The organism is Bradyrhizobium diazoefficiens (genome assembly GCF_016616885.1).
Lineage (GTDB): Bacteria > Pseudomonadota > Alphaproteobacteria > Rhizobiales > Xanthobacteraceae > Bradyrhizobium > Bradyrhizobium diazoefficiens_F.
This window is the reverse complement of record NZ_CP067102.1, coordinates 3,028,752-3,041,591: the sequence shown is the minus strand read 5'-3', so window position 1 is coordinate 3,041,591 and position 12,840 is coordinate 3,028,752. Positions and strand designations below refer to the sequence as shown.

The 12,840-nt window shown below is 62.0% G+C and carries 10 protein-coding genes and 1 pseudogene; 8 read left to right on the top strand and 3 right to left on the bottom strand.

What is annotated here, in order from left to right; genetic code table 11:
• The first annotated feature begins 15 nt into the window (after positions 1–15).
• Complete coding sequence (locus JJC00_RS13875) at positions 16–1,908, top strand: acyltransferase family protein (protein WP_200473088.1); 1,893 nt, start codon at positions 16–18, stop codon at positions 1,906–1,908.
• A gap of 106 nt (positions 1,909–2,014) precedes the next feature.
• On the opposite strand, the gene JJC00_RS13870 is transcribed toward JJC00_RS13875, so the two are convergent.
• Complete coding sequence (locus JJC00_RS13870; protein ID WP_200473087.1) at positions 2,015–4,636, bottom strand: M10 family metallopeptidase C-terminal domain-containing protein; 2,622 nt, start codon at positions 4,634–4,636, stop codon at positions 2,015–2,017.
• Positions 4,637–4,832: 196 nt separating this feature from the next.
• Between JJC00_RS13870 and JJC00_RS13865 the strand changes: the two genes are divergently transcribed.
• Together JJC00_RS13865 and JJC00_RS38960 are read left to right on the top strand one after the other, a co-directional pair.
• Complete coding sequence (locus JJC00_RS13865) at positions 4,833–5,159, top strand: hypothetical protein (protein WP_200473086.1); 327 nt, start codon at positions 4,833–4,835, stop codon at positions 5,157–5,159.
• A gap of 24 nt (positions 5,160–5,183) precedes the next feature.
• Positions 5,184–5,366: pseudogene (locus tag JJC00_RS38960) on the top strand (chloride channel protein); the annotation flags it as partial.
• Between the two features lie 285 nt (positions 5,367–5,651).
• On the opposite strand, the gene rfbG reads toward JJC00_RS38960, so the two are convergent.
• The gene (gene rfbG / locus JJC00_RS13860; RefSeq protein WP_200473085.1) at positions 5,652–6,725 is read right to left on the bottom strand and encodes a CDP-glucose 4,6-dehydratase; all 1,074 of its coding nucleotides are present in this window, start codon (positions 6,723–6,725) and stop codon (positions 5,652–5,654) included.
• On the bottom strand, positions 6,722–7,492 hold the full coding sequence (rfbF, locus tag JJC00_RS13855; RefSeq protein WP_200473084.1) for a glucose-1-phosphate cytidylyltransferase: 771 nt from the start codon (positions 7,490–7,492) through the stop codon (positions 6,722–6,724). The genes rfbG and rfbF overlap by 4 nt, the downstream gene beginning before the upstream one ends.
• A 413-nt stretch (positions 7,493–7,905) precedes the next feature.
• Between rfbF and JJC00_RS13850 the strand changes: the two genes are divergently transcribed.
• The 5 genes from JJC00_RS13850 to JJC00_RS13830 all read left to right on the top strand — a co-directional run bounded on the left by JJC00_RS13850 (position 7,906) and on the right by JJC00_RS13830 (position 12,837).
• Entirely contained in the window at positions 7,906–9,189 is a 1,284-nt protein-coding gene (locus JJC00_RS13850; protein WP_246774205.1) for a CgeB family protein, read from the top strand.
• 102 nt (positions 9,190–9,291) lie between these two features.
• Complete coding sequence (locus JJC00_RS13845; protein ID WP_200473083.1) at positions 9,292–9,738, top strand: hypothetical protein; 447 nt, start codon at positions 9,292–9,294, stop codon at positions 9,736–9,738.
• On the top strand, positions 9,735–10,868 hold the full coding sequence (locus tag JJC00_RS13840) for a DegT/DnrJ/EryC1/StrS family aminotransferase (protein WP_246774204.1): 1,134 nt from the start codon (positions 9,735–9,737) through the stop codon (positions 10,866–10,868). Before JJC00_RS13845 ends, JJC00_RS13840 begins: the two co-directional genes overlap by 4 nt.
• Complete coding sequence (locus JJC00_RS13835; protein ID WP_200473082.1) at positions 10,865–11,632, top strand: class I SAM-dependent DNA methyltransferase; 768 nt, start codon at positions 10,865–10,867, stop codon at positions 11,630–11,632. Before JJC00_RS13840 ends, JJC00_RS13835 begins: the two co-directional genes overlap by 4 nt.
• A complete protein-coding gene (locus tag JJC00_RS13830) occupies positions 11,629–12,837 on the top strand; it encodes a glycosyltransferase (RefSeq protein WP_200473081.1) in 1,209 nt (402 codons plus the stop codon). Before JJC00_RS13835 ends, JJC00_RS13830 begins: the two co-directional genes overlap by 4 nt.
• Positions 12,838–12,840 lie beyond the last annotated feature (3 nt).

Below are 12,840 nucleotides of genomic sequence, written 5' to 3'. Positions count from 1 at the left end.
AGCAGCGTTGAGATTATGACGATATACCGTCCCGACATCGATGGGTTACGCGCGGTCGCCGTATTCCTGGTCCTTGGTTTTCATGCCTTTCCGGAAGTTGTCCCCGCCGGTTTTGTCGGAGTTGACGTCTTCTTTGTCATTTCTGGATTCTTGATCACGGGCATCATTCTGGCAAATGATTTTTCATTTGCAGGTTTTTACGCGCGCAGGGCGCGTCGTCTGTTTCCGGCGTTGCTGTTAGTAACCACGACCGCGCTGAGCTTTGGCTGGGTCTTTTCGACGCCCAGTCTTTTCGAAGCGCTCGGGAAACAAGTGGCCGCCGCAGCCTTATTCCTACCCAACTTGCTGTTCTGGTCTGAAACGGGCTACTTCGATCTTGCCGCATCGACAAAGCCGCTCCTGCATCTCTGGTCGCTCGGGGTCGAAGAACAGTTCTATCTGGTCTGGCCGGTATTGATGCTTGTCGGCGTGAGATTCCGTCTCCGAATGGAATGGATGCTTCTCACCATTACTCTGCTGTCACTTCTGCACTGCTGGAGTCTCAGCCATTTCGGTCACACCTCTGCAGCTTTCTACTCGCCGCTTGCGCGGGCTTGGGAATTGTCGGCGGGAGGTTTGTTGGCGGTGATGAAAACGGGAAGCGCCAAGTCTGCCAACTCTACAATCGGTGTCATCGTTGGAGTGTCGATGATCGCACTCGTCGCATTCTTTGGCGGCGGCCAAGCGGCTTGGCCAAACAAGTTCGCGCTAGTGATCGTTGTTGGGTCGATGCTCGCGATCCGTTACGGCGCAACATCGAGACTTGCGATGCGGACGCTGGGTAGCGGCTTGATGGTTTTCCTGGGCAGGATCAGCTACCCGCTCTATTTATGGCATTGGCCAATCCTGGTTTTCGCCTATATCAAGAATGGCACTACACTCGCGCCATGGCAGGCATCGGCGTGTTTGGTTGCGAGCATCTGTCTAGCAATCCTGACCTACCTGGCGGTCGAAGTGCCGCTCAAGAAGCATCTTCGACTTTCGCCTCTCGCGCGGGGCGCTGTCGCGTCGCTTGCCGTTGTCGGACTGGCCGGCTTTTCAATTGCATTTGCGCATGGAGTCCCCAGCCGGCTACCGGACGCATTGCGAGCCGCTCTCGCCTACGAACGCTATGATTTCAAGACGGATGCCTACAATCCAGGGTGCTGGCTCGGAAATGACGAGGATACTTCCAAGCTGCTGCCGGTATGCCTGAAGACAAATCGCAGCGACGCCATCGTGATCTGGGGGGACTCTCATGCTGCGCGGCTCTCGCCAGGTCTTCGGGAGGTTTTCGGTTCGGAGCGCATTTCGCAGCTCACGAGAAATGGTTGCGCGCCCCTGCTCGGACTTGGCGAACCCGCGTCGTCGGGATGTCGCGACGGCAATGCGGCGGTCTTCGAGCTAATTCGGAAACATCCCCCCAAGACTGTCATCTTATTTGGTGCCTGGCAGAATTATCCGAACGATTGGAAGACCGGATCAGCGTATGCAGCTATGCTTGAGGACACGATCGCGAAGATAAGGGCAGCCGGCGTAGCCGAAATATTCGTCCTTGGACCTGCTCCGAGATTCGATCCGAGCCTTCCCTCGCGCCTGCTGCAATCTTGGTTGCAGCGCAGGTCGGATATGTTGCCAGGCCGCTTGCAAATTGACCTCAGCAAGACACTTGCCATCGAGAACGGAATTGAACGCGTCGCCAGAGAGAATGGGACGCGGTACATTTCCCTGATCAAGCTGTTTTGCAGCAACGAAGGTTGCCTCACCAAAATTCCAGGCTCAACCAGCGATCTGGTCACTTGGGACTACGGTCATCTGACAACGAATGGCGCAATCCTTGCTGCTCAGGCGATCCAGAAGATGGACACCGCACTATCGACAGCAAGGTGAATGGCGATCGCGTGACACGAGTCCCCCTGCCGCGATTTTGTCGTCGCCCAGGGAGAGCACACCAAGACGTTCCGGTTCATGAACGCAGGACGCGAACGACGGTCAACTAGAAAAAGAACCCCGAATGCTGCTCCCCATTCAAGACTGCCCCGTGGAGAGCTCCAATAACACCGTCCCCGTTCAGGTCTTGATGGAAATTGCTCTCTAAAGCGGCCAACGAAGCGCTTGAGCCCAGCACCCCACCGATCAGGTTGCCCGGCGGACCGTCCGCGAATAGCAAACCATCATGCTTCAGTTCCGGGCCAGCGCCGCCATTTCCAAGGTTGCCGAAATAGAACTTAGCGGAGGCCAGCTTGTTCGAACCGAAAGCTTCGATCCCCGTTGTCGGTGCTGGCGACGCACCAATGACCCCGTCTCCGTTCAAGTCCTGATGAAAACTGCTCTCGAAGGACACCAACGAAGCGCTTGTCCCTGACACACCACCGATCAAGTTGGAAATGTAGTTGCCATTGCTGTCGGTGCTCCAAACCGAGTAGTTATCGGCGCCGTCCACTTTCCACGCTACCTGATATCCGGAGCCGATCTGCTCGACCCCGATAGGACTCCAACCGCCCGCCTGGCCCGCCACAAATGGAGAACTGTTGTATTTCAGTTCTGGGCCCGCGCCGCTACCAATGTTGTCGAGATAGAATTTACTGCCGACCTGGACCAGCTTGGTCGAACCAAAAGATTCGATCACCGCTGTCGGTGCTGCCGACGCTCCAATTACTCCGTCTCCGTTCAAGTCCTGATGAAAACCGCTCTCGAATGACACCAACGAAGCGCTTGAGCCCGACACGCCGCCGATCAGGTTAGAAATATAATTGCCATTGCTGTCGGTGCTCCACACCGAATAGTTGTCAGCGGCGCCCACTTTCCAGGCGACCTGATAGCCGGAGCCGGTCTGCTCGACGCCGATCGGGGTCCATCCGCCTGCCTGACCGTCCACGAATGGCGAACCCTTGTATGTCAACTCCGGGCCAACGCTGCCGCTGCCGACGTCGCCAAAATAGAAATTAGAACCCACCTTGACCAGCTCTGTTGATCCGAAGGACTCAATCACCGTTTTCGATGGTAAACCAATGATGCCGTCCCCATTCAGGTCTTGGTGAAAAGCGCTTTCGAATGACGCCAACGAAGCACTTGAGCCGGAGACGCCACCAATCACGTTGGAGATGTAGTTGCCGTTGCTATCGGTGCTCCACACTGAATAGTTATCGACGCCAATCATCTTCCAGGCCACCTGATAGCCGGAGCCGATCTGCTCAACTCCGATCGGAGTCCAGCTGCCGAACTGCCCGGCCACATAAGCCGTGCCCTGATATTTCAGCGTTGGCCCTGTGCCGGCGCCAACCGGGTTAAGATTATAGAGGCCGCCCGACTGGACGAGCGCGGTGGTGCCCATTGCTTCTATCGTGATAGGGATCAACGACGAGCTGGCGAACGTGCCATCTGCGAACTGAAGGTACTCAATGCCCGTGTCGGTATCCATGCCATCGGGCGAGGCGCCACGCAAATCCGTGACGGTGAACGTCTGCGTGCTCGCATCGAACGAAATAGAATAGTTCGCCCTATTGCCCGAATACACCGCCGTATCGGTACCAGCGCCGCCAATAATGGTGTCGTTGCCGCCACCGCCAGTGATCGTATCGTTGCCGGAGCCGCCGTTCAGTGTGTTGGCGATGACGTTCCCGATGATCGTGTCGTTGCCGGAGCCGCCGGTGGCGTTGTCGATATAGGAGCGCGCGTCGCCATTGTAGAGATAGGCGTTGTAGACATTGCCTGACGCATAATGTCCGTCGCCCAGATTGGCGAGTTGCACAGTGGAGAACACCGACGAGGCGCCGGGATTGAGATTGATGCTCAAATTCGTCGTGTAGTTCGACAGGTCGTAGGTATCGACGCCACCGCCGTCCCAGACCGTGTCGTAGATGCGGTTGGCCGAACCGCCGGCGCCGCCACCAGGCGCGAGCTGTCCGACGCCGTTGATGAACTCCTGCCCCGTCGTCGGGCTCCAGGTGTAGACGGTGTTGCCGCTCTGGGTCGTGTAGTCCGCGCCATACAGTGTCTGCAGCGCGAGGATATCGTTGGCCATATAGGTCTGCGGATATCCGTAGGCCTCATTGGTGTAGCCGGTTAAGGGACCACCGACATAGCTGCGATAGCTCATGACGGTGTATTCGCTGTCGTCATGCGCACTCGGCACCGCGACATTGGCGACGCCGCCGGTCTCCTGGCTGTGCTTGAGGCCAAAAGCGTGGCCGAGCTCGTGCAGCCCGGTCGTGAAATAGTAATTGCCGAGCTGTGCCTGCGTGTAGTCGTACTGCGTGCCGAACCAGACGTCACCGCCGGCCGCGTAGTTGCCGGGGTAATAGGCGTAGGAAGTCGGATTCGCCGCCGGCGACTGCGCGACCATGATGTCGGCGCCGTTCGTGCCCGCGTACCGGATGTCGGCGTTGGTGTAGCTGAGGATCAGTCCGATCGCGTAATTGATCGCCGTCTGCATCTGGCTCGGCGCCGAGGCGAAGCCGGCCTGCGTCGGCTCGCTGCTGCCGCCGGAATAGGGACTGGCGTAGTCGCTAGGCGAGTCGGGAAAGCTGTAGGTGATGGTGCCGGACCATTCGTAGCCCGACAGCAGGCCGTCGATCTCGGCGTTGTTGGTGGCACTGACAGTGACAGAGATAGCCAAGGAACTCTCCGGGGCAGCGCTTCAGCAAGATTCGAAGTACAGGCGCATGATTCTAGCTTGAGAGTTATACATTTGGTTTAAATTTAGCATCGGCGCGCATCAATTTCCATTGCGCCGTGTTAGCTATCAAATCCCGTAGTGATACGGAGCACGGCAGGATGCAGGTTCCGCCTCGCGTGTCAATGGAAGGGAAGTCATGAAACTGGGTCCGCTTTCAGCCGGTCTGATCGGGGCGCTGGCAGTGCTTGCCGGACCGGACCAAGAGCCCTTCGGAGAACACCCTGTGATGGTCGGGAAAGCCAAAGCGGACGACAGCGCCAAGGAAAGCGCCAAGCAAAGCGCGAAAGCCGGACGCGCAGCCTCCATGCCGATGGCGCGCGATCCGTCCGCCGCGGTGGCGGAGGAATATGAAGCCGCCCGGCGAAGGGGAACTCGGGAGGCGTTCGAGCTCTTCATTGCGCGCCACAGCGATGACCCGCTGGCCGAGCAGGCGCGCGCCGAACTGAAGCGCCTGTCACGCTGATCTCCCGGGCATCGCTTTTCGGCAGGTGGCCTCGGCGCCGGCGGCCTGGTTGAGCCGCGCGCGCTCGGTGTCGGCTACGATATCATCGGCGACCTGCTAAACGACAACATTGCGGTATCGACCACGGTCCTGATCCTACTCGTGAAGTCTGCGATCTGGATCGCTGCCCTGGCATCAGGCACCTCCGGCGGCGGCCTCGCGCCGCTCGGAAGTACTGCGGTGACGCGCGGGAAAGCGCCGATGGTCGCACCACCCTGTTCAACTGCGCCTCAGACCGCTCGCTCACGCTCGGCTATCCGGACGAGCCCGTCTCGCATGTTGCCGATCGGATGGTTCTGGCCGACGTGGGGCGGGTGCCGATCGTCGAGCGCGCGACCGGGCATCTCGTCGGCTGGTTGCCCGCAAGGACCTCCTGCGCATTCGCGCCACCGCGAGATCGGTCGAGACGCGGCGGTCCACTTTCTTTGGCCCCGGCCGCCGCGAGCCGTCACATTACGCGGGCGTCCTCGACGATGCGCCGAGGACCTGGTCGAGCTGATCGAGCGAGAATTTGCGCAGGTCGCGTCCCTCGCGTAGCGCCTTGTACCAGTCGACGGTAAGCCGCAGACCCTGGGCCAGCTCGAGCCGCGGCGTCCAGCCGAGCTCACTCCGCGCCTTGGCGCAGTCGAGCCTGAGATAGGCGGCCTCATGCGGATGCGGGCCGGCATCGGCGGTCCAGCGCGCGTCCTCGCCCCACTGCGCAATCAGATGCTCGACCACGGTCCCGACCGGCACCTCGCTTGCGGCATCGGGCCCGAAATTCCAGCCGCCGATGCAACTCTCGTCGCGCGCCAGCCGCTCGACCAGCGTCAGATAGCCGAGCACCGGATCGAGCGCGTGCTGCCAGGGCCGCACCGAATTGGGATTGCGGATGCGCAACGCATCGCCGGCGAGGAAAGCCTGCATCGCGTCAGGCACCAGGCGGTCGCGCGCCCAGTCGCCGCCTCCGAAAACGTTGCCGGCGCGCGCCGTCGCGACGCGCGCGGCATCCGGCGCCCTGAAAAAGCTGTGGCGATAGGAATGCGTCACCAGCTCGGCGCAGGCCTTGCTGTTGCTGTAGGGATCGTCGCCGCCGAGCCGATCGACCTCGCGGAAGGCGACGCCCGCGCCGTTGTTCTCGTAACACTTGTCGCTGGTGACGTTCAGGATCACCTGCACCGAACGCAGTTGCCGCGCTGCCTCCAGCACGTGCACCGTGCCCATCACGTTGGTCGCAAACGTCTCGACCGGCTCCTCGTAGGACGGGCGCACCAGAGCCTGCGCCGCCATGTGGATGACGATGTCGGGATCGGCCTCGGCCATCGCGGCGCGCAAGGCGGAGAGATCGCGGATGTCGGCGATGCGGTGCTTGATGTCATCGGCAATCCGCGCCGTCACGAACAGCGACGAAGGATGCGTCGGCTCGAGCGCATAGCCGTAGACGCTGGCGCCGAGGCGGCGCAGCAGTAGCGAGGCCCAGGCACCCTTGAAACCAGTGTGGCCGGTGAGAAAGACCTTCTTGCCGCGCCAGAATGCCGGATCCGTCACCAGATCCTCCATTTGGCGCGATTGCCCGCCCACTCACCCTCGAGGAAATTTCGATCGCGCAGCGAATCCATCGGATGCCAGAAGCCGGGATGCACAAAGGCGCGCAAATCGTCGCCACGGACGAGCTGCTCCATCGGCTCGCGTTCCCAGATCGTCTTGTCGCCCGCGATCAACTCGCCGACTGATGGTGACAGCAGGAAGAAGCCGCCGTTGATCCAGCCGCCGTCATCGTTCGGCTTCTCCTCGAAATTGACCACCCGGTCGCCCTCGATCGCGACCGCGCCAAAGCGTTTGGCCGGCCGCACCACAGAGACGGTTGCTCGGCGCCCATGCGCCTTGTGGAACGCGATCTCGGCGGCCAGATCGATGTTGGCGACGCCGTCGCCATAGGTCAGCGCGAAGAAGGGCTCGTTCGCGACATAAGGCAGCACCCGCTTCAGGCGGCCGCCGGTCTGCGTATCCTCACCGGTGTCGACGAGCGTGACCCGCCAGGGCTCAGCGGTTTCGCGATGCACCTCCATCCGGTTCTCGGCGAGATGGAAGGTCACGTCGGACATGTGCAGGAAGTAGTTCGCGAAGTACTCCTTGATCATGTAGCCCTTGTAGCCAAGGCAGATCACGAAGTCGTTGAAGCCGTAATGGCTGTAGATCTTCATGATGTGCCAGAGGATGGGCCGGCCACCAATCTCGACCATCGGCTTCGGCCGCGTGCTGGTCTCCTCGGCAATTCGGGTTCCCAGACCACCCGCGAGAATTACGACCTTCATTAACCTGCTCCGAACGAGAGGCGCTCCCCGCGCATTCCAGGCGGCTTCTATACGAACCCGCGGGCCTGGAAAATCGTCCCAGCACAAATCCACAGATTTTAACGGTATTTTATTACCCAATACCAACTCTATTGGCGTTTGTGGCAGTAGCCGATACCACTCTGCCGGCCGTGCCTGGCAAGGGGTGCCGCCAAAACGCAGTTGGAAACCAATAGTGCCGTTTGAAAGCTACAAAAACAGCCACACCGTCGTGACCGGGGGCGCAAACTTCATCGGATCGCACGTCCGCGAGCGACTGCTCGATGCGGAAGCCGATCCACTGCCAATGCGACGGCGGCGCGAACTTCGGTCATCTTTTCGATCTTCATTTTCCCTGATGTCATCAGGCGTGCTGCCGTACGTCCTGGTCAACGTTGTCGCTCTCGGTCGCCATGCTCGCCCATGGCAACGCGATCCTGTTCCTGCTCTGGTGCGTGACGCCCCGCAGCCTGTTCGAACTGAGCCGTGACACCGTGCGCATCCTGATCCTTAACGCCGACTATCCGCGCTTCCTCTCCTGGCTCTACCGGCGCCATCCGGGCCTCGAGAATGAAACCTACGCGGCGCAGATGGGAGCGCGGAACGCCAGCCTGTTCGGCGTCGCCGACTTCTACTCGCGCAATTTCGCCGGCCTCGGGCATGTCGCCGCCGACATCCATGTCAACAATCCCTGGATGCGGGCGGCCTGGGCGCGCGAGCATGGCCTTGCCGTCACCGATCCGCCGCCGCCCGGCGCGCCGGCCGCGCGCGATGTCGTTCCCGGCTGGCTGCAACGCGCGGTCGCACCGTTCAAGCCGGTGCTGAGGCCACTCGCGCGCAAGGTCGGGCTTAGCCCGCGGCTCGACGCGGAAGCTGAAAATATCTTGCTGGCGCAGATCGAGGACTTCAAGCCGGACCTGGTCCTGAACCAGGATCTGTTCCACGTCGACACGCGCCTGGTGCGCCGGATTAAGCAGATCTGCTGCCCCATCATGGTCGGTCAGGTCGGAATCGTGCCCTCGCGCGGCGAAGACTGGTCGGTCTACGATCTACTGATCTCGCAGATCGCCGCGGTGGTGGATTTCTTTCGTCAACAAGGCGCCCGCTCGGAGGTCATCCATCTGGGATTCGAGCCCGCGATCCTCGACGTTCTTCCGCCTGCACCGGCGCGCAGCATAGACGTCTCGTTCGTCGGCGCCGTATCGGCCGATCACCAGCAGCGCGTGGCGCAGCTGGAAGCTGTCGCGCGGCGCTACGATCTGAAACTGTTCGGCAGCGGCCTGCATACACTGCCCGCCTCGTCGCCGCTTCACCGCTGCTATCAGGGCGAGGTGTGGGGCGTGGACATGTATCAGGCGCTGCGAGCCTCGCGCCTGACGCTCAACTCGCATATCGACATGGCCGGACCCGAAGCCGGCAATGCACGCCTGTTCGAAGCGACCGGTATCGGCGCCTTCTTGCTCACGGACTTCAAGGACAATCTTCACACGCTGTTCGAGCCCGGCCGCGAGGTAGCGACCTGGCGTTCGGCCGATGACTGTATCGCGCTGATCGATCGCTATCTCAACGATGAGCCCGCGCGCATGGCGATCGCTGCGGCCGGACAGGCACGCACGCTTTCGACCCACACATTCCGTCAGCGCGTGGGCACGATCTTGCAGCTTGCCGGCCACACGTAAGAGCCGCCGGCGCGCCCTTGACGGTCCCGGTCAAAATCGCCAAAGTGCCCCAGCGTGACGCTATGTCACTCTAATTGCAGCGCTTTTTGTCGAGGGCCCAGGATGGAACACGTCGAACATGTTCGATTCGGCGACCAGCTCTATGCGATCATCGTGCGCGCCTCGTTTCGCGAGCCGGGTATCCACTTCTTTTCGTCGCCGGAACTGTCGCAGCAACTCGCCTATATGAACCATCCGAAGGGCAAGAGCATCGAGCCGCATCGCCACAACAAGGTGACGCGGGAGGTGCACTACACCCAGGAAGCGCTGCTGATCCAGAAGGGCAAGCTTCAGGTCGACTTCTACACGGTCGAAGAAAAATACCTGGAAAGCCGCGTGCTCGGCGCCGGCGACATCATCCTGTTGTGCAGCGGCGCGCACGGCTTCCACGTGCTCGAGCCGGTCGAGATGTTCGAGATCAAGCAAGGCCCCTATTCCGGCGAGAACGACAAGACCCGCTTTGCCGAAGTCCCCCAGTCCGAAACCCGGATCAAGGGTCCAGGCCTGTGAGCACGCCTGTGACCGCGCCGTTCATTCCCGTCAACACGCCGCTGCTTGACGGCAACGAGGCCGACTATCTCGCCGAATGCATCCGCACCGGCTGGATCTCGTCGGAAGGACCGTTCATCAAGCGCTTCGAGCAGGCGCTGGCGGAGGCCGCCGGGCGGCGCCACGGCATCGCGGTGACCAACGGCTCGGTCGCGCTCGACATCGCCGTCCATGCGCTCGGCCTCGAGCAAGGCTCCGAAGTTATCATCCCGACCTTCACGATCATCAGCTGCGCCGCTGCCGTGGTCCGCGCGGGCCTCGTGCCCGTCGGGGTCGATTGCGATGAAGCGACCTGGAACATGACGGTCGAGGGCGTGGAGGCCGCGATCACGCCGCGCACGCGCGCGATCATGCTGGTGCACATCTACGGCCTGCCGGTCGATCTCGAACCGATCATGACGCTCGCCCGTAAGCATGATCTGAAGGTGATCGAGGACGCGGCCGAGATGCACGGTCAGACCTATCGTGGCGCGCCCTGCGGCAGCTTCGGTAACGTCTCGACATTCAGCTTCTATCCCAACAAGCATGTCACCACCGGCGAAGGCGGCATGATCCTCACCGACGACGACGCGCTCGCCGACCGGCTGCAAGGCTATCGCAATCTCTGCTTCCAGCCGCAGCAGCGTTTCGTCCACGAGGAGCTCGGCTGGAACGCGCGCATGACCAACCTCCAGGCCGCGCTCGGCGTCGCCCAGGTCGAGCGCCTGCCGCGCACGGTCGAGCTCAAGCGCCGGATCGGCCGGCTCTACGACGAGCATCTCGCCGGCGTCGACCGCATCCGCCGCCCGGTCGCCAGCACCAACTATGCCGACAACATCTACTGGGTCTACGGCGTCGTGCTGGACGACAGCGTGCCGTTCGACGCCAAGGAGGCGATGCGTCGCCTCGGCGAAAAGGGCATCGGCACGCGACCGTTCTTCTGGTGCATGCACGAGCAGCCGGTGCTGCGCCGGATGGGCTTGATGCTCGACGAATCTCATCCGAATGCGGAATACATCGCCCGTCGCGGGTTTTACCTGCCGAGCGGACTTGCCTTGACTGATGACGAGATCGCGCGCTCCGCACAGGTGCTCAAGGAGATCCTGGCGTGACGGTGTTCGCCGACTACGCGCCCTGGTATGACCTGCTCTATCAGGACAAGGATTACGCGGCGGAGACATCGTTCGTCGAAGCACGCCTGCGCGATCACGGCGTATCCTCCGGCAAGCTGCTCGATCTCGGCTGCGGCACCGGACTGCATGCACTCGCGTTCGCCCGCAATGGGTGGAACGTTGCCGGGATCGATCTCAGCCATGAGATGATCGCGAGCGCCAAGGCGCGCGCCGCGCAGGCCGGGCTCTCGATTCCGTTCCGGCAGGGCAACGTCTGCGAGACCGGACCGGAACGCGACTACGATGCGGTGGTGTCGCTGTTTCACGTGGCCAGCTATCAGACCAGCCGCGATGCACTGACGGCGATGTTCCGCACGGCGCATGCCGCGCTGAAGCCAGGCGGCCTGTTCTTCTTCGATTATTGGTATGGCGGCGCCGTGCTGGCGCAGGGCGTCGAGACGCGCGTCAAGGTGATCGAGCAGAAGCCGCTGCGCCTGACCCGGATTGCGCAATCCGAGCATGATGAGCAGGCCGCGACCGTCACAGTGAACTACACCCTGTTCTGCGAGGACACGGATCGCGCCACGATCCGTCGCGTCGATGAAGCGCACCACATGCGCTACTGGTTTCCGTTCGAGATCGACGCCGCACTCGAGGCGAGCGGCTTCCAGCCCGCCGCTCACGCCGCATGGCTGACGCAGGACGCGCCGAGTTCGAAGAACTGGGCGGCCTACGCGGTCGCCAGAAAGAGCGGCACGCCGTGAGGCCGCTGCGGCTCGCCGTCATGCTGGAACAGGCGCTCGAGGTCGGCGGCGGCTTCCAGCAGCCGCTCAATGACCTGCTCTGGCTGCGCGACTGGGCGGCCAAGTCCGGCAACGAGATCGTGGTTTACTCGCCCTATCCGAAGACGCTGGAGATCCTGAAGCAGTTCGGCGTCGCGGCCCACCTGCGCAAGTTCGGCGCGCTCGACTATGCTTTCCTGTTCCTGAAATATTGTGGGCCGTTCGATCTCGTCCAGATTGCGCTGAAGCTGAAATCACCGTTCGAGCGCGCTTTGATCCGCGACGGCGTCGACGTCGTGCATTTCACCTCGACCTCGAAACGGCACCTGCTGCTTCATCAGCTACCTTTCATCATCACGATCTTCGACGGCTGCCATCGCGATGCGCCGGAGTTTCCGGAAGTGCGCACCTTCGGCGAATTCGAGCGCCGCGAGATCCTGTTTCGCCTGGCCAGCACCAAGGCGGTCGCGGTGATCGTCAACGCGTCCGAGCTGATCGACGATCTCTGCCGCCGCTACGCCATGGAACGGGACCGCGCGATCTGCATCCCGTTCTCGCCATCGACCTATATCAGCAGGTCTGCGCCCGATGCCGCCGCCGATGCCGCCGTGCTGGCGAAATACCGGATCGAGCCGGGTTATCTGTTCTATCCGGCGCAGTTCTGGCCACACAAGAACCACATCACGCTGCTCGCTGCGCTCGCCCTATTGCGCGAACGTGGCGTCACCGAGCGACTGGTGCTGTGCGGCTCCAACCGCAGCGGTCGCGACAAGATCGACTTGGCGATCCGCACCTACGGATTGTCCGACCAGATCTCCATCATCGGCTTCGTCGAATCCGCCGAGCTCGGCGCGCTCTACCGCGGCGCATCGGCGCTGGTGATGCCGACCTATTTCGGCCCCACCAATCTGCCGCCGCTGGAAGCCTGGGCGGTCGGCACGCCTGTGATCTATCCCGAAGCCTTCAAGGCGCAGGCCGGCGACGCCGCGATCCTGTTCGACTATGACGACCCGCGCTCACTCGCAGACGCCATCATCAGTCTCCGCGCCGAGGGCACGCGCGGGCGCCTGAGCGCGGCCGGACATCTCCGGCTCGCGCAGTTTGCCGAGGAGACCAAGGCCGGTCACCAGGAATTCGGCCGTCATTTGGAACGGCTGAAGCACCGGCTGGCGCTGACTGCACGCTGAGAT